This window comes from Youngimonas ophiurae (nom. illeg.) (assembly GCF_049803795.1).
Lineage (GTDB): Bacteria > Pseudomonadota > Alphaproteobacteria > Rhodobacterales > Rhodobacteraceae > Thalassobius.
Map to the genome: position 1 here is coordinate 104,701 of NZ_JBNAGJ010000009.1, position 23,067 is coordinate 127,767.

A 23,067-nucleotide genomic window follows, 5' to 3' on the forward strand; every position below is an offset into this window, starting at 1 on the left:
CCTAGCGCAGTTCTAGCCGGGGCAGTTTGCCGACGGGGACGGGGCCCAGATAGGCCGTGCCTTTGCGCAGCTCCAGCGGCAGATCCAGCGTTTTGGGGTTACCTGCCAGCGCGGCCAGAAGCGCCAGGGTTTCCTCTAGATTCTCGCCCATTTTGCGCGAAACCTGGCCCGAGTTCACCGCCATCTGAATGATTTCGCGCCAATTGCGGGCCTTGATCGTGACATCGCCCGTCAGGCGGCCCAGATCATCCACATCGGCGGCTCCGGCGACCCAAAGCTCCAACTCGCCCCAGCGGGCCTCGGCCAGGGTCAGGTCGATATGCGTGGGCTGCGGGCGCCGCGTTTCCACCGAGCTGAGATCCCACCGATCATCGAATGACACCTGCACCTGCGCGCGCAGGGCATCGAAGGTACGGGGCAGCTCGGCTGCGCCCAGCAATCCGCGCATCTGCATCGGGGGGGCGAAATCCTGGGCCTCGATCGCGAATTGATAGGTGTTGGGGGCGGTCTCGGTTTTCTGAATGGCGGCGCGCAGGGCGGTCATGGTGGTGGCCTGGCCATCGCGGGTTTGGAGGGTCAGCGTATCGGCCACCAGATTCGAGCGGTTCAGCGGCAGCGCCGCGCCGGTATCCAGAATGACGCTGGCCTGAAGCTTGGCTGCGGTGATGTCCAGTTTCTGATCCGGCGTGGCCAGAAGCTGCTGGTTCGGCCAAACCGCGATGATGTGGTTCGGCTGATAGCTAAGCGTCAGCAGCTGAAACAGGGGGGCCTCCCATGCCCAGCCGGATTTCGGATCGGCCAGCGACAGATCGGTGAACGTGGCATCCACACGGTTGGGAAACCCCGACACGTTCAGCGCGCTGTATTCGGCCACCCAGCCCTCGGACTGACGGTCGGCGAACCAGCCCTCCATTTCGGATTTCAGCGTTTGCGAGGCAAAGACCCAATAGCCGGCCCAAAGGGCAGCAATGACGACAATCGCAATCAGCAGACGTTTCATCCCAGGGCCTTTCATGTTCGCTTGTCGTGGTGTTTACAGGGGGCAACAGGAAAGGGCCAGACTGATGACGATGTGGGTGTTCGGATACGGATCGTTGCTGTGGAATCCGGGGTTTGACCCGGCCGAAAGCCATCTGGCGCAGCTTCCCGGCTTTCATCGCAGTTTTTGTATGCGGTCGGTTCATCATCGTGGATCTCAGGAAAATCCGGGCCTGGTGCTGGCCCTGGACCGGGCCGAGGCCGTCTGTCATGGGCTGGCTCTTTCGGTGCGTTCGGGCCAGGAGGATCAGGTGCTGGCCGCGCTACGCGAGCGCGAGCTGGTGTCCTCGGCCTATGTGGAAACGCAACAGGTGGTCAGCCTGCGCGATGGGCGGCAGGTGCAGGCCGTCACCTACATCATTGACCCCGATCACGTGCAATATTGCGGCGGTCTGCCGCTGGAAGAGCAGGCCCATATCATCGCTCATGCGGTCGGCGGGCGCGGGCCCAACACCGAATATCTGTTCAACACGGCGGCGCATCTTCACGAATTGGGCATTCAGGATCACGAACTGGACTGGTTAACTGCAAGAGTGCGTGAGATTCTTGCATAAATCCTTGGCTTGAGGGGGCGCATTCCGTAAGCTTTGCGCAACTATAACTGTGTCAGGATCTGACCGCCATGGAGCTGCCAGACCGCGAGGCCGAGCCGCAATTTTCGCAACCCGTCCGCCAGATCATGTCGATGGTCCTGGTGCTTGGCCTGACATCCTTTGTGGTGTTTCTGGCCCTGCCGCGCATTCTGCCCGTATTCGAGGCGAACCCCTATCTAAACGGGTTCATCATGTTCGTCTTTGCGGTGGGGGTGATCGCCTGTTTCTGGCAGGTGGCGCAGTTGGTGAATTCTGTCCGCTGGATCGAGTCCTTTGCTCGGGATCATTCCGTTACCGACGGGCTGCACGCGCCGCGCCTGCTGGCCCCTTTGGCGGCATTGCTGCGCACGCGCGGGGCACGGATGCAGATCAGCGCCTCTTCGACCCGCTCGATTCTGGATTCTGTCGGCACCCGCGTGGACGAAGCGCGAGAGATCACGCGGTATATCGTTAACCTGCTGATTTTCCTTGGCCTTTTGGGTACATTCTATGGGCTGGCTACCACCGTTCCCGCGCTGGTGGACACGATCCGCAGCCTGGCCCCACAAGAGGGCGAGGCCGGAGTCGAGGTGTTTGGCCGCCTGATGAACGGGTTGGATGCGCAGCTGTCGGGTATGGGCGTGGCCTTTGGCTCGTCCTTGCTGGGGCTGGCGGGGTCGCTGGTTGTGGGCCTGCTGGAGCTGTTCGCCGGGCACGGGCAGAATCGTTTTTATCGCGAACTGGAGGAATGGCTGTCCACGATCACCCGCGTTGGATTCTCGGATGGGGACGGATCGGGGGATGGCTCGCCCGTGGCGTCGGTTCTGGATCACATGACCCAGCAGATCGAGGCCATGCAGCAGATGTTCGTGGAATCTGACGTCAGCCGCGCGATGGTGGATGAAAAACTGTCCTCTTTGGCGGTGTCCATCGAACGTCTGACCGACCGGATGGCCGGCACCGCGCGGGCCAATGATGCGATTGTCCGCATGGCCGAGGGGCAGGACCGCCTGATCGAATTGCTGTCCGAGCAGGGCTCTGACGGGATGGACGCCGAAAGCCGGATGCGCCTGCGCTCGATCGACGTGCAATTGCTGCGCATTCTTGAGGAAATCAGCGCCGGACGTCAGGAAACCATGGCCGAGCTGCGCACGAACCTGTCCTCGCTTACGGGGTATCTGGCCCGCCGCCGCGGGTCTGACGGCCCCTCGGAGAGCTGATCATGGCGCTTTCCCGGCGAACAGGACAGCGTTTTCAGGCCTCTATCTGGCCGGGGTTCGTCGATGCGATGACCGGGCTGCTGCTGGTTCTGATGTTCGTTCTGACCATTTTCATGGTGGTGCAATTCGTGTTGCGAGAGACGATCTCGGGGCAGGAAAGCCAGTTGGATGAACTCTCGACCGAGGTCGCCGCGCTGGCCAGTGCGCTGGGGTTGGAGCGCAAGAAATCAGCCGAGCTGACCGCCGAAATGGGGGAATTGAACGCCACGTTGGCGGATGCGCAGGAACAGACACGGCAGCAATTGGCGCTGATCACGGCTTTGACGGCTGAACGTGACGCGCAGGCCGGGCGGATTGCGGATTTCGAAACGCAGGTTGCCACGCTTCTCGCACAGCGCGATCAGGCTTTGGGGCAAGTTGCCAGCCTGGAAGGGGAGCGGCAGGAGCTGACCGATCAACGGGCGGCGTTGCAATTGGCCCTGGCGCAGGCGCGGGATGAGATTGATGAAGGGGCCGAGGCCGCCCGTCTGGCCGCAGCGAAACGCGCGGCGCTGGAGGCGTTGATCGCCGATCTGCGTGCCGATCAGGCCCAGACCGAAGCCGCCCGCGCGGTCTTGGACAGCCGTGTCAGCGATCTGGAAACGCAACTATCCGAGGCCGAGAAAACACGCCTGGCCGAAGCCGCCGCCGCTCAGGCCCTGCGGGAGCGGCTGCAAAATGCGGACACTGAATTGACGGCGATGACGCTGGCATTAGAGGCGCAGCGCAAGAAGGCCGAGCAAACTCTGACCCTGCTGGCCGCCGCCGAGGCCGCAGGCGAGGATTTGGCGGCGAAACTGGCAGAAGCGCTGGCGCAACAGGGGCTGGACGCTGAATCGCGCGCGGATTTGCAGGTGCAATTGCAGCAGGCAGAGACCGCTTTGGCGCGGGCTCTGGCAGAGAAACTGGCCGCCGAGCAGGCCAATCAGGCACAGCTGACCGAGGCGGAGCGTCAGGCTCTGTTGCTGGCCACAGCCAATCGTGCGCTGGCCCAAGAGCAGGCAGTTTCCGCCGAAGCGCAGCGTCAGCAGGCGCTCTTGAACCAGCAAATCGCCGCGTTGCGCACGCAATTGGGCAGCCTTCAGGCGTTGCTGGATGACTATCAGGAACGGGATGCCGCCGCGCGCGTGCAACTGGAAACGCTGGGCAGCGATCTGAACGCGGCGCTTGCCCGCGCGGCCTCGGAAGAGCGCAAAAGACGGGAGCTGGAAGAGGCCGAGCGCCTGCGTCTGGAACAGGAAAAACAGGCGCTTGAGGCCGAAAAGCAGGATCTGGAGCGCTACAAAAGCGATTTCTTCGGTCGCCTGCGGGATGTGCTGGGCGCACAAGAGGGCGTGCGGATTGTCGGGGATCGGTTTGTTTTTTCCTCAGAGGTTCTGTTCGAATCCGCCAGTGCTGAACTGTCGCCCGCGGGCCAGGCCGAAATTGCCAAGATCGCTCGTATCCTGCGTGGCATCGCGGATGATATTCCCCCTGAAATCGACTGGGTGATCCGTGTCGATGGCCATACGGATAATGTGCCGCTGTCCGGAACAGGTGAATTCGCCGACAATTGGGAACTGAGCCAGGCGCGCGCGCTGTCCGTGGTGCGCTATATGGTGAACTTCCTGGCCTTGCCCCCCGATCGGCTAAGCGCGAACGGTTTTGGGCAATATCAGCCGGTTAACCTGGCCGACACCGCCGAAGCGCGCGCGCAAAACCGGCGGATTGAGCTGAAACTGACCGAGAAATGATCAGCGAAGCTGCGTTCGGGTGGTCTGACTGTCGATGATGGCCCCGTTCCGGATCAGCTGAATCAGGCCCGTGTAGCGGCCAGGCGCGAACCCCTCAGGGGGGCGGCGTTTTCCAGCGGCCCGGAAAAACTGCGCCTGAGGCTTGTCCAACTGGATTTCTTTGGTCAGGAACACCCCGTTTGGACCGTCGATTTGCAGGCGCAGCACGTCCCCCGCGCGACTGCCAAAGGCATATGCCCACAGAACCAGCGCATCGGTTTTGCCCGGAAGGCTCGTTTGCCCTGCGCGGCCGTCTTTGATCTGGTCGTATGCGGGAATTTTGCTGGAAAATCCGGTGCTGATCAGGGATCCGGGCGTGTAGGGCAGGGCCATCTGCCAAAGTGTCTCCGGATCGGCAGTACCGCAGGTGATCTGCCCATCGGGGTCAAACGGGTCAATCACCTGCCCCTTGTGGCGCACGGACAGGTGCAGATGCGGAAACTGTGTGCGGCCGGAGAATCCAACCTGTCCCATCGCCTCGCCGGCGCTGACATGCTGCCCCTGGGTTACCTTGATCGAACCACGTTTCAGGTGGCAATACTGCGTGATCCAGCCGTCTCCGTGGTCCAGCACGATACCGTTGCCGCATTCCTGCCCGTCCGTCTGCGCACGGATGCCGACATCGGGCACACCATCGCGCAGGCCGCGGACCACTCCGGAGGCGGCGGCGATGACGGTCACGCCTTTGCGCATCGCCTGGAACGATGGCAGGCCAAAATCGGTGCCCTTATGGCCATCATAACTGAGCGGCCCGCAGGTGAAATCCAGCGCGGCTGGCCCCCTGTCGTGATCCACATATTGCTGAATGAAGCAGCTATCCCCCAGGGCGCACTCCAGCGGAAACTGCAATATAAAATCCCCCGCCACGGCTGGAGTGGCGAGGGTGCTCAGAGCGACCAGCGTCGCCCATTGCTTCATTCGGCTGTCAGCAGCGGAGGCTTGTCGCCTGACAGACGTTTCTGGCCCGGCCCGTCGATCCGCAGGTCAATTTTGCCATCCTTGACACCAACCTGAACCACGCCGCCCTTGGACAGTTTGCCAAAGAGAAGCTCCTCTGCCAGGGGTTTCTTGATGTTTTCCTGAATCACGCGGCCCAGCGGGCGGGCCCCCATTTTCGCGTCATAGCCTTCTTCGGCCAGCCATTCGGCGGCGGGGCGTGTCAGCTCGATATGGACATTGCGATCCATCAACTGCGCTTCGAGTTGCAGGACGAATTTTTCGACCACTTGCAGGATCACCTCTTTCGGCAGCGGCTGGAAGCTGATGACGGCATCCAGGCGGTTGCGGAATTCAGGGGTGAAGGTGCGTTCGATGGCGGCGGTATCCTCGCCCTCGCGACGATCACGGCCAAAGCCGATGGCCGCCTTGGCCTGTTCGGCCGCCCCGGCATTCGATGTCATGATCAGCACCACATTGCGGAAATCGACGGTGCGACCGTTGTGATCGGTCAGGCTGCCGTGATCCATCACCTGTAGCAGGATGTTGTAGACATCGGGGTGGGCCTTCTCGATCTCATCGAGCAGCAGCACGCAGTGGGGGTGCTGGTCAACACCATCGGTCAGCAGACCGCCCTGATCAAACCCAACATAGCCCGGAGGCGCACCGATCAGGCGGCTGACGGCGTGTTTTTCCATGTATTCGGACATGTCGAAACGCAGCAATTCCACGCCCAGCGTATCGGCCAGTTGTTTGGCAACCTCGGTCTTGCCGACGCCAGTGGGGCCAGCGAACAGGTAGTTGCCGATGGGTTTTTCGGGCTCGCGCAGGCCTGCGCGGGCCAGTTTGATGGCGCTGGACAGGGCCTCGATCGCGTTGTCCTGACCGAAGACCACGCGTTTGAGCGTTTTCTCCAGGTCTTTCAGCACCTCGGCATCGTCTTTAGAGACGTTTTTCGGCGGGATGCGCGCGATTTTGGCGACCACGGCCTCGATCTCTTTGGCGCCGATGGTTTTGCGGCGTTTGGATTCGGCGATCAGATGTTGTGCGGCGCCCGCTTCGTCAATGACGTCAATCGCCTTGTCCGGCAATTTGCGGTCATTGATATAGCGCGCGGCCAGTTCAACCGCAGTTTTGATCGCATCTGCGGTGTAGCGGACGCTGTGATGTTCCTCGAAATAGGGTTTCAGGCCCTTCAGGATTTTCACCGCGTCTTCGACCGAGGGTTCCACCACGTCGATTTTCTGGAACCGGCGGCTGAGCGCGCGGTCCTTTTCGAAATGCTGGCGGAATTCCTTGTAGGTGGTCGAGCCCATGCAGCGCAATTTGCCGCCCTGAAGCGCCGGCTTCAGCAGGTTCGAGGCATCCATGGCCCCGCCCGAGGTTGCGCCCGCGCCGATAACCGTATGAATTTCATCAATGAACAGCACGGCGTCGGGGTGATCTTCCAGTTCGGTCACGACAGCCTTCAGCCGTTCCTCGAAATCGCCGCGGTAGCGGGTGCCAGCCAGCAGCGCGCCCATGTCCAGCGAATAGATCGTGGTTTTCGACAGGACTTCGGGTGTTTCACCCTGCACGATTTTACGGGCCAGCCCCTCGGCGATGGCGGTTTTGCCGACACCGGGGTCGCCCACCAGCAGCGGGTTATTCTTGCGACGGCGGCACAGCACCTGAATGCAGCGTTCCACCTCGGAATCGCGGCCGATCAGCGGATCCACGTCGCCTTTGTTCGCCTTGGCGTTCAGGTCCACGCAATATTTGGCCAGCGCGGATTCCTTTTGTTCCACCGTGTCCTGAGAGGCGCTGCCCGAGGCGGTGCTTTCCTCTTCTTCTGTGGCGCCGGTGATGGGGCGCTGTTCGCCAAAAGCGGGGTTTTTGGCCACGCCATGGGCGATGAAATTCACCGCATCATAGCGCGTCATATCCTGTTCTTGCAGGAAATAGGCGGCGTTGGATTCGCGTTCGGCGAAGATGGCGACCAGCACGTTGGCCCCCGTCACCTCGGTCCGGCCCGAGGATTGCACGTGGATCGCGGCGCGCTGAATGACGCGCTGAAAGGCGGCGGTGGGCACGGCCTCGGAGCCTTCGATATCGGTGACCAGATTCGAGAGATCCTCGTCGATGAACTCCACCAGGGTGGTGCGCAATTCATCCGTATCGACCGAGCAGGCCTTCATCACGCGCAGGGCGTCGGGTTCGTCAATCAACGCCAGCAGTAGGTGCTCAAGCGTTGCAAATTCGTGTTTGCGTGCATTGGCCAGGGCCAGTGCAGCGTGGATTGCCTGTTCTAATGTGTTCGAGAATGAAGGCACGGCGGGTGCTCCTTCCTGATCTGGGCCGGACAAACGGGGTGTTCACCCAACCTTGGCCTCATAAGATTAAAGTTTGGTCGATAAGCGCCGGGCTTCAAGTCTTTTCTGTGATTTTTTCAACACAAAATCCGGAGCTGCTGTGTGTCTGGGCTGTGTTTGGGCGGGCCTGTTTCAGAAATTATCCTTGCGCTTGCGGACTTCGGCAAAGACCAGGGCGGGGTCCGCGCCGATCATATTCACCGCTTTTTGAACCCCTTCGGTATGGCAGCGCAGGAACGGATTGGTGGCCAGCTCTTGCGACAGAAGGGACGGGACGGTTGGCTGGCCGGCCGCGCGGGCCTGGGCGATGGCTGCATCCCTAGAGATAAGCTGCGCATTGCCGGGATCAACCGTCAGCGCGAATTTAGCATTCGAGGCCGTATATTCATGCCCCGAACACACGGTGGTTTCGGGCGGCAGGGCGGCCAGTTTGGACAGGCTGGCATACATCTGATCGGGGGTGCCTTCGAACAGGCGGCCACATCCCAGGGCCATCAGGCTGTCCGCGGTGAACAGCAACTGGCTGTCGGGGAAATGAAAGGCGATATGCCCGATCGTATGCCCGGACACGTCCAGAACGCTGGCGGTTTCAGAGCCAAGCTTCAGCGTGTCGCCTTCGGACAGCGCGATGTCCAGCGGGGGCAGGCGGTGCGCATCGGCCGCCGCGCCGACCACTTTGGCGGGATGGGCGGCCAGCAGGTCGGGCACTCCGTCGATGTGGTCCCAGTGATGATGGGTCAGCAGAATGTGGGTCAGTCGCCATCCCCGCCGTTTCAGCTCGGCGCTGATCGGGGCCGCGTCGGGGACGTCCACAACGGCCGTGTCGCCGGTTTCGGCATCGTGGATCACGAAAGAGTAGTTATCGGACAGGCATGGCACCGTAACAAGCTCAAGGGGCATGGTGTTTCCTCCGCTGTTGGTTATTCTTAGGGTCAGACTAGGCTGATCACAGGGCTGGCTGCAATGCATCTTGATGTGCAGGATCTGCGCAATTTCTATTACCGCAGTACGCTGGGCCGAGCGGCGCAGAAGGCCGTGCGCGATCAATTGGTCAGCCTGTGGCCCGAGGCGGCAGGTCAGACGGTTGTGGGGTTCGGATTCGCGGTGCCTTTGTTGCGGCCCTATCTGGCCGAGGCGCGCCGGGTGACGGCCCTGATGCCGGGCCCGCAGGGGGTGATGCCCTGGCCTGCGGGGATGCCCAACCTGTCGGTTCTGTGCGAGGAAACGCTGTGGCCGATCGAGACCGGCCATGTGGATCGTCTGGTGGTGCTGCACGGGCTGGAAACCAGCGAGCAGCCCTCGGCCGTGCTGGAGGAATGCTGGCGGGTGCTGGGGCCGGGGGGCAAGGCGATGTTCATCGTGCCCAACCGCGCGGGCCTGTGGTCGCGCAGTGATCGCACGCCTTTTGGCTATGGACGCCCCTATACGCATAGCCAGTTGGAGACCCAGCTGAAACGGCATAATTTCATGCCGGAACGCACGGCGACCACGCTTTTTCAGCCGCCCTCGCAGCGCCGTTTCTGGCGCAAAACCGGAGAGATGTGGGAAAAACTGGGGGCCTCGATGTCTGTGATCGTGTCCGGCGGGGTGATCATGGTTGAGGCCTCGAAACGGGTTCATGCGCCCAGCGGGCCAGGGCTGAAAGAGGCCGTGCGCCGCCCGCTGTCAGTGCTGGCTCCGACCGCCGCAAAAGAGGCCAAGCCAGTCTGACCGGGCATTTTTCTGCCTGATTTCTGTGCGCAAATGTTGCGAATCCTAACAATCAGAGAATACCCGAATCCTTGCGTCAGACGGGGTTGATTGTGGAAATTTCGCTACGTCATTCGCCATCTTGGACAGTGATAGCGATAACTTGCCCGGCCGCCTTGGCATTGGAGGGATCGAAAACAACCATTTTGGTGAAAAAAATGCAGCTGAAAAACAGGTCCAAAGCGTCGCAGTTGGGCTAAGCTGCTGAAAAGCAACGGTATTCATTTGTATACCGTTGTATCATGGCAGGTTGCTAGGTAGGGAATGCTCTGCTACACCCACGCCGATTTCGATACTTTGACGCAAATCAAGGGTCTAAACACCTCCAACCGGACTCAATTGTGGGAACGGACGGGGCCAAAATAGTCGGAAGGGTGGACGTGTCCGAACCAGCTTCGATTTCCTCCGGCATCGCCGCGCGCTATGCCACTGCCATTTTTGAGATCGCAAAAGAGAGCAACGCTCTGGCCGATCTGGAAACCAATGTGACCGATCTGGGCGCTGTGCTGTCTGAAAGCAGCGATTTGCAGTCCATGATCCTGTCTCCGATGATCTCGCGCGAAGATCAGGGTGCAGCCGTCGCCGCCATCGCCGACAAAATGGGCCTGATGCCCGTTTTGAAAAACGGCCTGAGCGTGATGGCTGAAAAACGCCGTCTGTTCGTGCTGCCCGCGCTGCTGAGCGCGTTGCAGGCGCAGATCGCCGAAGAAAAAGGCGAAGTGACCGCCGAAGTCACCAGCGCCAAGGCGCTGACCAAAACCCAAGCGGAAAAGCTGGCGAAAACGCTGACTGCCCGCGTTGGAAAAACCGTCAAGATTAATGCGGCCGTTGATGAAGATCTCATCGGTGGCCTCGTCGTCAAAGTGGGCTCGAAGATGATCGACACGTCGATCCGCTCCAAGCTGAACTCCCTCCAGAATGCAATGAAAGAGGTCGGATAAATGGGTATCCAAGCTGCAGAGATTTCTGCGATCCTGAAGGACCAGATCAAAAACTTCGGTCAAGAAGCCGAAGTGGCCGAGGTTGGCCGCGTGCTCTCCGTCGGTGACGGTATTGCCCGTGTGTATGGCCTCGACAACATCCAGGCGGGTGAAATGGTCGAATTCCCCGGTGGTATCCGCGGGATGGCGCTGAACCTGGAAGCCGACAACGTCGGTGTTGTGATCTTCGGTTCGGACCGCGACATTAAAGAAGGCGACACCGTCAAGCGCACCAACGCCATCGTGGACGTTCCCGTCGGCGAAGGGATGCTGGGCCGCGTTGTGGATGGCCTGGGCAACCCGATCGACGGCAAAGGCCCGATCAAAACCACCGAGCGTTCGATCGCAGACGTGAAAGCCCCCGGCATCATTCCGCGTAAATCGGTACACGAGCCGATGGCAACCGGCCTGAAATCGGTTGACGCGATGATCCCGATTGGCCGTGGCCAGCGAGAGCTGATCATCGGCGACCGTCAGACCGGCAAAACCGCCGTTGCTCTGGACGCGATCCTGAACCAGAAATCGTATAACGACGCAGCCGGCGACGACGAGTCGAAAAAGCTGTACTGTGTCTACGTTGCTGTGGGTCAGAAACGCTCGACCGTTGCTCAGCTGGTGAAGAAGCTGGAAGAAAACGGCGCGATGGAATACTCGATCGTCGTGGCCGCAACCGCGTCGGACCCCGCGCCGATGCAGTTCCTGGCGCCCTATGCCGCGACCTCGATGGCGGAATATTTCCGTGACAACGGCCGCCACGCGCTGATCATCTATGATGACCTGTCCAAACAGGCTGTGGCCTATCGTCAGATGTCGCTGCTGCTGCGTCGCCCGCCGGGCCGTGAAGCATACCCCGGTGACGTGTTCTACCTGCACTCCCGTCTGCTGGAGCGTTCGGCAAAGCTGAACGAAGATCACGGCGCAGGCTCGCTGACCGCGCTGCCCGTCATCGAAACCCAGGGCGGCGACGTGTCGGCCTTTATTCCGACCAACGTGATCTCGATCACCGATGGCCAGATCTTCCTGGAAACCGAGCTGTTCTACCAGGGGATCCGTCCTGCTGTGAACACCGGCCTGTCGGTTTCGCGTGTGGGCTCGTCGGCTCAGACCAAGGCGATGTCCTCGGTTGCCGGCCCGGTGAAACTGTCGCTGGCTCAGTACCGCGAAATGGCGGCCTTTGCGCAGTTCGGTTCGGATCTGGATGCCTCGACCCAGAAACTGCTGAACCGTGGCGCGCGTCTGACCGAGCTGATGAAACAGCCGCAGTACTCGCCGCTGACCAACGCTGAAATCGTCTGCATCATCTTTGCCGGGACCAACGGCTACCTGGATAATGTCGATGTCAAAGAAGTTGGCCGTTACGAAGCTGGCCTGCTGGCGCATCTGCGCAGCAAGCACGCCGACCTGCTGGCGGACATCACCGAAAATGACCGCAAGGTGAAAGACGAACTGGCCGATAAGGTCAAAGCAGCGCTGGACGAATTCGCAGCTGACTTCGCTTAAGGGGGGACGAGGCAATGCCGAGTCTTAAGGACCTTAAAAACCGGATCGAGAGTGTGAAAAACACTCGGAAGATCACCAAGGCCATGCAGATGGTTGCCGCGGCGAAACTTCGCCGCGCGCAGGAAGCTGCCGAAGCCGGTCGTCCCTATGCAGAACGGTTTAACGCCGTTCTGGGTGGGCTGGCCGCGTCGGTTGGCGGTTCGGATACTGCTCCGAAGCTGCTGCGTGGCACTGGCAGCGACCAGGTTCAATTGCTGGTCGTGATGACTGCTGAACGTGGCCTGTGTGGCGGCTTCAACAGCTCGATCGTGAAAGCCGCCCGCGCCAAGGCCCAAGAGCTGTTGGCGCAGGGCAAGACGGTCAAGATGCTGACCGTCGGCAAGAAAGGCCGTGAACAGCTGAAACGTGACATGGGCGAATTGTTCGTCGGCCACGTGGATCTGTCCGAGGTGAAAAACATCGGCTACGCCAACGCGCAAGATATCGCTCGTGACCTGCTGGGTCGCTTCGATGCGGGCGAGTTTGACGTGGCGACGATCTTTTACAACCGCTTCGAGTCGGTGATCAGCCAGATCCCGACCCAGCAGCAGATCATTCCGGCGCAGTTCGAAGAGGTCGAGGCGGATGCCGCCGCGCCCCTCTACGATTACGAACCGGACGAAGAGGCCATCCTGGCCGATCTGCTGCCGCGTGGCGTTGCGACCCAGATCTTCTCGGCTCTGCTGGAAAACGCAGCGTCGGAACAGGGCGCGCGGATGTCCGCCATGGACAACGCGACACGCAATGCGGGTGAAATGATCGACAAACTGACCATCGAGTATAACCGCTCGCGTCAGGCTGTGATCACCAACGAGCTTATTGAAATCATCTCGGGCGCTGAAGCGCTCTAAGAACCGGAGACGAAACATGGCAAACGCAAAAGGCAAAATCACTCAGGTGATCGGCGCCGTTGTGGACGTGCAGTTCGAGGATGCCCTGCCGGAAATCCTCAACGCACTGAACACCGACAACAATGGTAAGAAACTGGTTCTGGAAGTTGCCCAGCACCTGGGTGAAAACACCGTTCGGACCATCGCAATGGACGCAACCGAAGGTCTGGTGCGCGGTCAGGAAGTGGCTGACACCGGCGCACCCATCTCGGTGCCCGTCGGCAACGCCACCCTGGGCCGCATCCTGAACGTCGTGGGCGAGCCCGTTGACGAACAGGGCCCGGTTGAAGCAACCGAAACCCGCGCGATCCACCAGCCTGCCCCCGAATTCAACGAACAGTCGACCGAGTCGGAAGTTCTGGTGACCGGCATCAAGGTGATCGACCTGCTGGCCCCCTATTCCAAGGGTGGTAAGATCGGTCTGTTCGGCGGCGCCGGCGTGGGCAAAACCGTTCTGATCATGGAGCTGATCAACAACATCGCCAAAGTGCACTCGGGGTTCTCGGTGTTCGCAGGTGTTGGTGAGCGGACCCGTGAAGGGAACGACCTGTACCACGAGATGATCGAATCCAACGTGATCAAGCCCGACAATCTGGAAGAAAGCCAGGTGGCCCTGGTTTACGGCCAGATGAACGAGCCTCCGGGTGCGCGTGCCCGTGTTGCCCTGACCGGCCTGACCCTGGCCGAACAGTTCCGTGACCAGTCCGGTACCGACGTTCTGTTCTTTGTGGACAACATCTTCCGCTTTACTCAGGCGGGTTCCGAGGTGTCGGCGCTGCTGGGCCGTATTCCTTCGGCTGTGGGTTACCAGCCCACCCTGGCCACCGACATGGGCGCGATGCAGGAACGCATCACCTCGACGAAATCGGGCTCGATCACCTCGATCCAGGCCGTTTACGTGCCCGCGGATGACCTTACCGACCCCGCACCGGCAACCACCTTTGCGCACCTGGACGCAACGACCGTTCTGTCGCGTGCGATTTCGGAACTGGGGATCTACCCGGCTGTGGACCCGCTGGACTCGTCCTCGCGTATTCTGGATCCGCAGATCGTCGGCGAAGAGCACTACCAGGTGGCCCGTGACGTTCAGAACATTCTTCAGCGCTATAAGTCGCTGCAAGACATCATCGCCATCCTTGGCATGGACGAGCTGAGCGAAGAAGATAAGCTGACCGTGCAGCGTGCGCGTAAAATCCAGCGTTTCCTGTCGCAGCCTTTCGACGTGGCCAAAGTGTTCACCGGCTCGGACGGCGTTCAGGTTCCGCTGGAGGACACGATCTCGTCGTTCAAAGCGGTTGTTGCTGGCGAATATGATCACCTGCCCGAGGCAGCCTTCTACATGGTTGGCGGCATCGACGAAGTGATCGCCCGCGCTGAAAAGATGGCAGCTGAGGCCGCCTAAGGAGGGCCAAAATGGCTGATACTGTTCAATTCGATCTGGTCAGCCCCGAGCGGAGCCTTGCTTCGCTGGTGGTTGAACAGGTCCAGATTCCGGGTGCGGACGGGGACATGACGGCCATGGCCAACCATGCTCCGACCATCACCACCCTGCGCCCCGGCGTGCTGCGGGTGTCCGGACCGGAAGGCGAGGCTGAATATGTTGTGACCGGCGGTTTCGCTGAAATCACGGCGGACGGCATCTCGGTTCTTGCGGAACGCGCCATCCCGCGCAGCGAGCTGACCCAAGAGCATCTCAATGAGATGCTCAAGGCTGCCTCGGACGCGCTGAACAAGGCGAAGGAAGTGTTCGAAAACGAGCCCGGCCCTGTCGATGACGCCGCCAAGCTGCTGGCCGACATGGTCGCCATGGGAACGCATATCGGGCTGGACCCGAATGTGGCAAACCTCTGATCTGACACGATCTATTCAGGAATTGGAAAAGGCCCCGAGTTTTCGGGGCCTTTTTTCTTGCGTGCCAAGGATGGGGCCGCAACAATGGCCCGGCCTACGAAAGAAGCGCGCGAAATATGAAGATCCTCAATGCCAGCCTGGTGGCAGTAGACCAGGGCAACACCGATTTGTTCGAAGATTTCACCGATGGCGGCCCGATGTGGACGCAGCAGGGAACGCGGGAAAAGCGGGTGAAGGTCAGGTTCGAACACCCCTTTGCCCAGCCGCCCTCGGTGCAGGTGTCCATATCAATGTGGGATGTGGATTATTCCACCAATGTCCGGGCGGATCTGGACGCAGAAAAGATCACGAAAAAGGGATTCGAGATCGTGTTCCGGACCTGGGGGAATACACGGATCGCGCGGGCCAGGGCCAGTTGGATGGCCATCGGGCCGGCCCGCGACGATGATATGTGGGATGTCTAGGCCAAGCGAACGGGCCCGACGGATCAGCCTTTGAACTGGCCTTCGTAGATCGGCTCCAGCGTGTCGGTCTCGAACAGCGAGGACACCGAGGTGCCGTTCCAGATATTCAGGATCGCCTGCGCGAACATCGGCGCGGTGGGCAGGATGCGGATATTGGGGGTGGCCAGCACGGCCGGGGTGGGCTGGATCGAATCCGTAATGACCAGCGATTTCATCACCGAGTTGGTGATGCGTTCGACCGCAGGCCCCGACAGAACCCCATGCGAGATATAGGAATGCACTTCGGTGGCGCCGTGCTCCATCAGGATTTCGGCGGCTTTGCACAGGGTGCCGGCGGTGTCGCACATGTCATCGACGATGATACATTTCTTGCCTTTGACATCCCCGATCACGGTCATCTCGGCGACTTCACCGGGTTTTTCGCGGCGTTTGTCCACGATCGACAGGGGGGCGTTGATCCGTTTGGCCAGCTCGCGCGCGCGGGCCACGCCGCCCACGTCGGGGGACACAACCATCACGTCTTCCATGTTGCCTTCGAATTGCGTCTGGATGTCCAGCGCAAAAATCGGTGAAGCATAGAGGTTATCCACCGGAATATCAAAGAAGCCCTGGATCTGCGCGGCGTGCAGGTCCAGCGTCAGGATACGCTCGATCCCGGCTTCGACCAGCATGTTGGCGACCAGCTTGGCCGAAATCGGAGTGCGGGCCTTGGTGCGGCGATCCTGGCGGGCATAGCCGAAATAGGGGATCACGGCGGTGATGCGCGATGCGGACGAACGGCGCAGCGCGTCGGCCATGATCAGCAGCTCCATCAGGTTGTCATTCGCCGGGCGCGAGGTCGGCTGAATGATGAACATGTCCTCGCCGCGCACGTTTTCATACACTTCGACAAAGATTTCCTGATCGTTAAAGCGCTCGACCCGCGCATCAACCAGGCCCAGGCTCATCCCGCGATGAATGGACATGCGTCGTGCGATGGATTTCGCCAGCGGCAGATTGGCGTTGCCGGAAATCAGCTTAGGTTCGTTCAAGGTGGGCATGAGAGTGGTTCCCCAGAGTGGTCGGTCCAAGTGGCCTGATGACAGATTCGTGACGTTGACTCCGCATAGCATCTGGCTACCGTCAGGCAAAGCTATGCACATGGGGGAGAGGCTCAAATGCCACATATAGACTACTATTTTTCGATGCTTTCGCCGTATACCTACCTGGCAGGCACCCGCGCCGAGGAAATTGCACAACGTAATGGCGCAAGTATGACCTACAAACCCTTTGATCTAATGGCGGCATTCCCGCGGACCGGGGGCACGCCAGTGGGGCAGCGCCATCCCTCTCGGATTGACTATCGTGCGCAGGCCCTGCCGCGTGCGGCTCGTAAATTGGGGATGCCTTTGACCTTCAAGCCTGCTCATTGGCCTACAAATGCGGCGCCGTCGTCTTATGCGATCATCGCGGCTCAGAATGCGGGCGGCGGGGATATGGGGGCGCTGGTGCATGGATTGCTTCGGGCCTCGTGGGTCGAGGAAAAGGACATCGCGCTGGATGAGGTGATTGGTGACTGTCTGAAGGCCGCCGGGTTCGATCCGTCTCTGACCATCAGCGGAATGCTGGAGGGCGCCGACACCTATGCGCGCAATCTGGAAGAGGCAATTGCAGCCGGAGTGTTCGGCGCGCCCTTCTATGTCGTTGATAGCGGTCAGAATTTCTGGGGGCAGGATAGCCTCGAGGATCTGGACCTGCATTTACAAGGAAAGCTCTGACACATGCCCAAGGACCTGCGCGGGGGCTATCCCACCTATTGGCGGACTTTTGGCCATGGCCCGCGCGAGGCCTTGATGATCCATTGTTCGCTGTCTCATTCCGGGGCGTGGACGGGGCTGGCGGCACAGCTGCAGGATATGCTGCACATGACGGCCTTTGATATTCCGGGCCATGGTCGGTCCGCGGACTGGGACAACCGGGCGGACATACAGGCCGTTACCACCAGCATGGCGGCCGATTTCCCCACGGGCCCTGTGGATGTGATTGGCCATTCCTTTGGCGGAACGGTTGCCTTGCGTCTGGCGATCGAGCATCCGCATCTGGTGCGATCTCTGACCTTGATCGAGCCGGTCTTCTTTGCGGTGGCCTTTGCCGATCATCCGGGGCTCAGGGCCGAGCACGACGCCCTGCACGCGCCTCAGCTTAGCGCTGTCGCGCGCGGGGACATGACCGCCGCGACCAGGGCGTTCAATCAGATGTGGGGCGATGCCGCGATGCCCTGGGACAGCCTGCCGCAAACCATGCGGGACAATATGACGAAACGCTATGGGGCCATCATTTCTGCGGGGCCTGCGGTGGATGACGATGTGGGGGGCATGTTGTCCTCGGGGGGGTTAGAGCGCATCTCGGTGCCCACGCTGCTGCTGGAGGGGGCCCAGTCGCCCAAGATTCTGGGGCTGGTGAACCAGGGGCTGGCCAGACGATTGCCCGACACGCGGCACCATGTGCTGCCCGACAGCGGCCATATGCTGCCGATCACTCATCCTGTGCAGGTGGGCGCACTGATCCGGAGTTTTCTACAAAACGTCGCGTTTCAGCCCAGCAAGACGGACAGGAAAGTGTCGATCTGATCGCGTTGCAGCGACCAGTCACAGACAAGGCGCCCGGTCAGGGGCTCGCTTGGGTCTGCGCCTTCCAGCGTGCCTTGGGTGATGTAATAGGATGCGCCGGCGTCCTGTAGGCGCTGATGCAGCCCACGAGGCATTTCGGCGAAAATCATGTTGGCCTGCGGCGGATAGAGAAGCTTGACGTCAGGGTGGCGGGCCAGCCCCTCGGCCAGATGGGCCGCATTCGCATTGGCGGCCTGCGCGCATTTCAGCCACAGCTCATCCTGTAGATACCCCAGCATTTGCGCCGATAAATACCGATGCTTTGAGAACAGATGCGCCCCGCGTTTGCGGCGCAGTTCGAATTCCCAGGCCTTTTGCGGGTCGAACAGGATGACGGCCTCGACCCCCATGCAGCCGTTCTTGGTGCCGCCAAAGCTGACCGCGTCAATGCCCGATTTCCAGGTCATCTCGGCCGGGGTGCAGCCCAGCGTTGCCAGCGCATTGGCAAAGCGCGCCCCGTCCAGATAGGTGGGCAGGCCGAAGTCTCGCGCGATTGCAGTCAGGCTGCGTAGTTCCTGCAATGAATAGACCTGCCCGCGTTCCGTGACCTGGGTCACAGACAGGGGCCCGCGCTGTGGCCCATGTACTCCGCGGGTTTCCTCGGCTGCGATGGTGGCGCGCAGGGCGTCGGGGGTGATCTTGTCCTCGGTGCCGGTCAGGGTCAGCTTGGCACCGGCCGAGTAGAACTCGGGCGCGTTGCATTCGTCTTCGTGGATATGAGCGGTAGGGCTGCAAAACACCGTCTGCCAGGGGGCGCAAAGTGTTGCCAGCGCCAGCGCATTGGCTGCCGTTCCGGTGGCCACCAGATAGGCGGTGGCCTCGGGGGCCTCGAACAGCGTGCGAAGTTGATCGCGGACGGCCTGCATTTGCGGATCGGCACCATAGCCCATAGCGTAACCGGCGTTTGCATCGGCCATCGCGGCCATGATCTGCGGATGCACAGGGCCCGCATTGTCCGAGGCAAAATACATCAGGTCGGCTCCTCTATGATGTGGTTTTCCCAGTCGTCTTCGTGGATTTCAAATTCGGGGACGGTGCGGTGGCGCATGGACACGCCCGCCCGGTGCACGCTGCCCGGATCACCCGAGATAAGCGGGTGCCACGCGGCCAGCGGCGCGCCGTTCCACAAAAGCTTATAGGCGCAGGTTTCGGGCATCCAATACAGGTTTTGCGCGATATTGCCGGGTTTCAGCACGATACATTCGGGCACGAATTGATGGCGGATGGGGTATTGCGTGCACTGGCAGGTGTCATCGTCCAGCAGGCGACAGGCGACATTTGTCAGCGCGACCTGGCCGGTGTCTTCGTCCTCCAGCTTGTTCAGGCAGCATTTGCCGCAACCGTCGCACAGGGCCTCCCACTCGGGGCGAGTCATTTTGGACAGCGGGACGGTTTCCCAGAATTTGGGCCGCAGCTGCGTCATAGCGCCGACAGAATGGCACGCGCACGGGCGCAGTCGTCATCCATTTGGGCAATCAGCCCGTCCAGCCCGTCGAATTTCATTTCGGGGCGCAGATAGTCAACCAGACCGATGGACAGGGCGGTGCCATACAGATCGCCCTTGAAGTCGAAAATGAAGGTTTCCAGATTGGGCACATCGCCATCAAACATCGGCCGAACCCCGCAAGAGGCCGCGCCGTGATACTGGCCCTGATGCGGCCCTTCCAGCACGTCCACCAGCACCGCGTAGACGCCGAATTTTGGCTGGTGCAGCCCGTCGATGGACATGTTGGCGGTGGGATAGCCCAGCTCTCGGCCGCGTTGATCGCCGCCGATGACCTTGCCCTCGATCCGGTGCCAGTGCCCCAGCATCGTGGCTGCATCGCGTGGGCGCCCATCGCTGAGTGCCTGGCGGATCGCGGTCGAGGAAACCTCGCCGGTGTTGCCCTCGATCAGCTCCGCGATGGTAACGCCAAAGCCCATCTGATCGCCAAAACGCTGCAAGTCCTGCGCCGTGCCTTTGCGGCCCCGGCCAAAACAGAAATCCGCGCCGACGACCACATGTTTCAGGCCCAGCCCGTCCACGATCACATTGCGAGCGAAATCTTCGGGTGTCAGCCCGGACAGGGCGGTGTTGAAATTCAGCTCGTAGAGTTGCTGGACCCCCAGTTTTTCCAGCCGGTGGGCTTTGGCCTCGCGGCTCATCAGACGGAAGGCGGGGGCGTTGGGGGCGAAATACTGGCGCGGGTGCGGCTCGAAGGTCATCACGCCCAGCGGTGCGCCGATGGCCTGGCCGGCCTTGCGGGCAATCTCAATCACCGCCTGGTGCCCGGTGTGGACGCCATCGAAATTGCCAATCGCGACCGAGGCCCCCCGGTCCGCGTCGTTCACATAGGTATAGTCACGGATGATACGCATAGCGCAGGCGTACCGCCCAATGCCGGTCTGCGCAAGCGAGGATGCGCCGTGACATTGCGGCCACGGCGCTTATTTCATCGGATCAGCGGGCCGGGGCCAGCACCGTGGCTTCGCCGGTCAGAACCTCTTTGCCATCCACCAGGCAGCGGGTGGACAGAGTCACGCGGCGTTTTTCAGGAACAATGGCCGTCACTGCGACTTCGGCAGTGACCACATCACCAGGGCGCACCGGCGCCATGAATTTCAGGTTCTGCCCCATATAGATGGTGCCATGGCCGGGCAGCTGTTCGCCAATCACGGCCGAGATCAGCCCGGCGGTCAGCATCCCATGGGCGATGCGGCCTTTGAACATGGTGCCCTTGGCGTAATCGTCGTCCAGATGCACCGGGTTATGATCGGTCGAGACCTCAGCGAACATCTCGATGTCCTTGTCGGTGATCTCTTTGGTGACCGAGCGCATCATGCCCATTTCGATCTCATCCAGGTAGATGGTTCCGCGCTGAATATCGCCCATAAAGGCCTCCTCGGATTCTTCGGCAGGTAATATTATAGACGCGGGTGCGCCCAATCTTGGAACTTTATTACTTTGCGGCCGCAGAATCGCAAGGGCTTTCTGCCCTAACGCAATTGTCCAATGGTATACGTCGGCGCGGACATCTCGCGCTCCAGATAGGCGCTCAGGGCCTCCGGGTCGGGCTGCTCGGCCGTTTTGGTGTCCAGGCGGGCCAGACCACCGCTGATGAACAATGAATCGATATCCTCACCCATCGCCCCGCGAACATCCGTCTGAATCCCGTCGCCAATGGCCAGGATCTTGCTGTCGGGAATATCATGGTCCAGCGCAAACAGCCGCCGCCGCGCCAGATCATAGATCGGCGGATGGGGCTTGCCGAAATAGAGGCTCTCTCCGCCCATTTCCGTATACAGCTGCGCCACGGCCCCCGCACACCATTCGCGTACCTCGCCCCGGTCCACCACGATGTCGGGGTTGGCGCACAACAGCTTCATCCCCTTGGTTTTGCCATACAATAACTGCGGGCGCAGATCGGACGGATCGGCCAGAGGATCGAACGGGCCGCAGCAGACAATGCCCTCGGCCTGTTCCAATTCGACCCGCTCAATATCCACCGGATCGTCCAGCAGGCTGAGAGGGGTAAAGAATTCCTCATCCCGGTGCCATTCCCCCATGAAATACACCTTCTGCCCGACAATCCCCCGGAACATGGCAGAACGCGCACTATCCCCCGAGGTCGCAATGGTATCCCAGGCATCTTCGGGCACACCAAACAGTTTCAGCTGCGCCTCGACGCCCTTGCGCGGTTTGGGGCTGTTGGTCACCAACACCACAATCCCGCCGGATTGCCGATAAGCCTGCAAAGCTGCCACAGCCGAGGGGATCGCCCGCACCCCATCATGCACACAGCCCCAAAGATCCACGAACAAAGCATCATACTGCCCCGAAACCTGGGCAAGCGAGGAAATAATCTGGGTCATGGGGCGGCTCTCGGTCTGGCAATGTCAATCTGCCGCCTGTCTACCACACCCAAAAGACACCGCAGCACAAATCCACCTTCTTTGCTCCTAAAATACTCTCGCCGAAGGCGTCCCCACACAGCAAAAGGGCGCCCCGCAGGACGCCCTTCGCACATTCTCTCGAAACCCGATCAGACCTTCAGGTTGGGGATGATCTGTTTCTTGCGGCTCATGATGCCGGGCAGCACAACAGTGTCGCCGGTCACGGTCGCGCCAAAGGATTTCTCGGCCACCCCCTTGATCAGGTCGTTGGGAACCAGCAGGGTGGCTTCTTCGTTCAGGATGTCCACGGCAAACAGCAGCACTTCGTCCACGCCGTCCTCGGCAGCGACATCCTTGAACGAGGCCATCAGGCTGTCCTTGCGGTCCAGCACCAGCTTGGGTGCGGTGGTTTCCAGAACCGAGACACGGAACTTGGTGCCATCGACTTCGTATTCCTTGCTGTCCATGCGGATCAGTTCCGCATCCGAGAAGGCCGAGATGTCGGATTTCGCTTCGAACATTTCGCTGGCATAGGCGGCCACGTCCACACCCAGATCGGCGGCCAGCGCGGCGACGACTTCGCGGTCACGCTCGGTGGTGGTGGGCGAGCGGAATTCCAGCGTGTCCGAGATGATGCAGCTAAGCGCGGCGCCTTTGATGGCGTCGGGCATTTTGGCGGCGTCATCGCCCATCAGATCGTACATGATGGTGGCGGTGCAGGCCAGCGGACGGATGGTGATGTCGATCGGGCCTTTGGTTTCCAGGCCGCCAACCAGTTTGTGGTGGTCGATGATCGCGGTGATGTCGGCGTCGTTGATGCCCTCGGGCAGCTCGGCAGGGTTGTTGGTGTCCACGATGACCACGGGGGCGCCGGCCTCAACGCCGCTAATGATCTCGGGCTTGTCCAGGTTCCAGCGTTCCAGCACGAACAGGGCTTCGGTGTTGGGCTCGCCCAGCAGTTTGGGGGCGGCGGCAACGCCTTTGACTTCGTTCAGGTACCAGGCCCAGACGATGGGCGAGCCGGTCGAGTCGGTATCAGGGGATTTATGGCCAAAAACCTGGGTGGTCATGTTGAGATTCCTTAGATTCATCAAAAAGAGGCGGTTGTCGGGCTTATAGGCAGGGGCAAAAGGTTTGTCACGCGC

Annotated in this window: 23 protein-coding genes; 12 read left to right on the forward strand and 11 right to left on the reverse strand. The window is 60.8% G+C overall.

Annotation, left to right across the window (positions count from 1 at the left end; translation table 11 throughout):
• Position 1: 1 nt before the first annotated feature.
• Entirely contained in the window at positions 2-1,000 is a 999-nt protein-coding gene (locus tag ACP15O_RS16480) for a DUF2125 domain-containing protein (protein ID WP_425097213.1), read from the reverse strand.
• A gap of 64 nt (positions 1,001-1,064) precedes the next feature.
• Between ACP15O_RS16480 and ACP15O_RS16485 the strand changes: the two genes are divergently transcribed.
• The 3 genes from ACP15O_RS16485 to ACP15O_RS16495 all read left to right on the forward strand — a co-directional run bounded on the left by ACP15O_RS16485 (position 1,065) and on the right by ACP15O_RS16495 (position 4,602).
• Entirely contained in the window at positions 1,065-1,592 is a 528-nt protein-coding gene (locus ACP15O_RS16485; RefSeq protein ID WP_425097214.1) for a gamma-glutamylcyclotransferase, read from the forward strand.
• Positions 1,593-1,660: 68 nt separating this feature from the next.
• Entirely contained in the window at positions 1,661-2,830 is a 1,170-nt protein-coding gene (locus ACP15O_RS16490) for a biopolymer transporter ExbB (protein WP_425097215.1), read from the forward strand.
• 2 nt (positions 2,831-2,832) lie between these two features.
• Positions 2,833-4,602 (forward strand): peptidoglycan -binding protein, encoded by a 1,770-nt coding sequence (locus ACP15O_RS16495; RefSeq protein ID WP_425097216.1) that lies wholly within the window; start codon positions 2,833-2,835, stop codon positions 4,600-4,602.
• Here the strand turns inward: ACP15O_RS16495 and ACP15O_RS16500 are convergent, their stop codons facing one another.
• The 3 genes from ACP15O_RS16500 to gloB form a co-directional block, all read right to left on the reverse strand.
• Positions 4,603-5,559, reverse strand: a complete 957-nt coding sequence (locus ACP15O_RS16500; RefSeq protein WP_425097217.1) for a M23 family metallopeptidase — start codon at positions 5,557-5,559, stop codon at positions 4,603-4,605.
• Positions 5,556-7,889 (reverse strand): ATP-dependent Clp protease ATP-binding subunit ClpA, encoded by a 2,334-nt coding sequence (gene clpA, locus ACP15O_RS16505; protein WP_425097218.1) that lies wholly within the window; start codon positions 7,887-7,889, stop codon positions 5,556-5,558. Before clpA ends, ACP15O_RS16500 begins: the two co-directional genes overlap by 4 nt.
• 171 nt (positions 7,890-8,060) lie before the next feature.
• Positions 8,061-8,828: a hydroxyacylglutathione hydrolase gene (gloB, locus tag ACP15O_RS16510; protein ID WP_425097219.1), complete on the reverse strand. Its 768-nt coding sequence runs from the start codon at positions 8,826-8,828 to the stop codon at positions 8,061-8,063.
• Positions 8,829-8,891: 63 nt separating this feature from the next.
• Between gloB and ACP15O_RS16515 the strand changes: the two genes are divergently transcribed.
• The 7 genes from ACP15O_RS16515 (at position 8,892) to ACP15O_RS16545 (ending at position 15,401) form a co-directional block, all read left to right on the forward strand.
• On the forward strand, positions 8,892-9,638 hold the full coding sequence (locus ACP15O_RS16515; RefSeq protein ID WP_425097220.1) for a class I SAM-dependent methyltransferase: 747 nt from the start codon (positions 8,892-8,894) through the stop codon (positions 9,636-9,638).
• A gap of 419 nt (positions 9,639-10,057) precedes the next feature.
• Positions 10,058-10,618, forward strand: coding sequence for a F0F1 ATP synthase subunit delta (locus ACP15O_RS16520; RefSeq protein WP_425097221.1), 561 nt, complete (start codon positions 10,058-10,060; stop codon positions 10,616-10,618).
• Positions 10,619-12,157, forward strand: coding sequence for a F0F1 ATP synthase subunit alpha (gene atpA / locus ACP15O_RS16525; RefSeq protein ID WP_425097222.1), 1,539 nt, complete (start codon positions 10,619-10,621; stop codon positions 12,155-12,157).
• A 14-nt stretch (positions 12,158-12,171) separates the two neighbouring features.
• Complete coding sequence (locus ACP15O_RS16530; protein WP_425097223.1) at positions 12,172-13,047, forward strand: F0F1 ATP synthase subunit gamma; 876 nt, start codon at positions 12,172-12,174, stop codon at positions 13,045-13,047.
• 16 nt (positions 13,048-13,063) lie between these two features.
• Positions 13,064-14,488 (forward strand): F0F1 ATP synthase subunit beta, encoded by a 1,425-nt coding sequence (gene atpD, locus ACP15O_RS16535; RefSeq protein ID WP_425097224.1) that lies wholly within the window; start codon positions 13,064-13,066, stop codon positions 14,486-14,488.
• Positions 14,489-14,499: 11 nt separating this feature from the next.
• Positions 14,500-14,937, forward strand: coding sequence for a F0F1 ATP synthase subunit epsilon (locus ACP15O_RS16540; RefSeq protein ID WP_425097225.1), 438 nt, complete (start codon positions 14,500-14,502; stop codon positions 14,935-14,937).
• A gap of 116 nt (positions 14,938-15,053) precedes the next feature.
• Complete coding sequence (locus tag ACP15O_RS16545) at positions 15,054-15,401, forward strand: H-type lectin domain-containing protein (RefSeq protein WP_425097226.1); 348 nt, start codon at positions 15,054-15,056, stop codon at positions 15,399-15,401.
• 23 nt (positions 15,402-15,424) lie between these two features.
• Here the strand turns inward: ACP15O_RS16545 and ACP15O_RS16550 are convergent, their stop codons facing one another.
• Positions 15,425-16,441, reverse strand: coding sequence for a ribose-phosphate pyrophosphokinase (locus tag ACP15O_RS16550; RefSeq protein ID WP_425097227.1), 1,017 nt, complete (start codon positions 16,439-16,441; stop codon positions 15,425-15,427).
• 117 nt (positions 16,442-16,558) lie between these two features.
• Between ACP15O_RS16550 and ACP15O_RS16555 the strand changes: the two genes are divergently transcribed.
• Positions 16,559-17,158 (forward strand): 2-hydroxychromene-2-carboxylate isomerase, encoded by a 600-nt coding sequence (locus tag ACP15O_RS16555; RefSeq protein ID WP_425097228.1) that lies wholly within the window; start codon positions 16,559-16,561, stop codon positions 17,156-17,158.
• A gap of 3 nt (positions 17,159-17,161) precedes the next feature.
• On the forward strand, positions 17,162-18,010 hold the full coding sequence (locus ACP15O_RS16560; RefSeq protein WP_425097229.1) for an alpha/beta fold hydrolase: 849 nt from the start codon (positions 17,162-17,164) through the stop codon (positions 18,008-18,010).
• On the opposite strand, the gene ACP15O_RS16565 is transcribed toward ACP15O_RS16560, so the two are convergent.
• The 6 genes from ACP15O_RS16565 to ACP15O_RS16590 form a co-directional block, all read right to left on the reverse strand.
• Positions 17,974-19,020 (reverse strand): threonine aldolase family protein, encoded by a 1,047-nt coding sequence (locus ACP15O_RS16565; RefSeq protein WP_425097230.1) that lies wholly within the window; start codon positions 19,018-19,020, stop codon positions 17,974-17,976. The genes ACP15O_RS16560 and ACP15O_RS16565 overlap by 37 nt on opposite strands.
• Positions 19,020-19,472, reverse strand: a complete 453-nt coding sequence (locus ACP15O_RS16570; RefSeq protein ID WP_425097231.1) for a YcgN family cysteine cluster protein — start codon at positions 19,470-19,472, stop codon at positions 19,020-19,022. Before ACP15O_RS16570 ends, ACP15O_RS16565 begins: the two co-directional genes overlap by 1 nt.
• On the reverse strand, positions 19,469-20,407 hold the full coding sequence (locus ACP15O_RS16575; protein ID WP_425097232.1) for a bifunctional riboflavin kinase/FAD synthetase: 939 nt from the start codon (positions 20,405-20,407) through the stop codon (positions 19,469-19,471). Before ACP15O_RS16575 ends, ACP15O_RS16570 begins: the two co-directional genes overlap by 4 nt.
• An 82-nt stretch (positions 20,408-20,489) precedes the next feature.
• A complete protein-coding gene (locus ACP15O_RS16580; protein ID WP_425097233.1) occupies positions 20,490-20,921 on the reverse strand; it encodes a MaoC family dehydratase in 432 nt (143 codons plus the stop codon).
• Between the two features lie 104 nt (positions 20,922-21,025).
• A complete protein-coding gene (locus ACP15O_RS16585; protein WP_425097234.1) occupies positions 21,026-21,901 on the reverse strand; it encodes a TIGR01459 family HAD-type hydrolase in 876 nt (291 codons plus the stop codon).
• A gap of 170 nt (positions 21,902-22,071) precedes the next feature.
• Entirely contained in the window at positions 22,072-22,992 is a 921-nt protein-coding gene (locus ACP15O_RS16590; RefSeq protein WP_425097235.1) for a manganese-dependent inorganic pyrophosphatase, read from the reverse strand.
• Between the last annotated feature and the right edge of the window lie 75 nt (positions 22,993-23,067).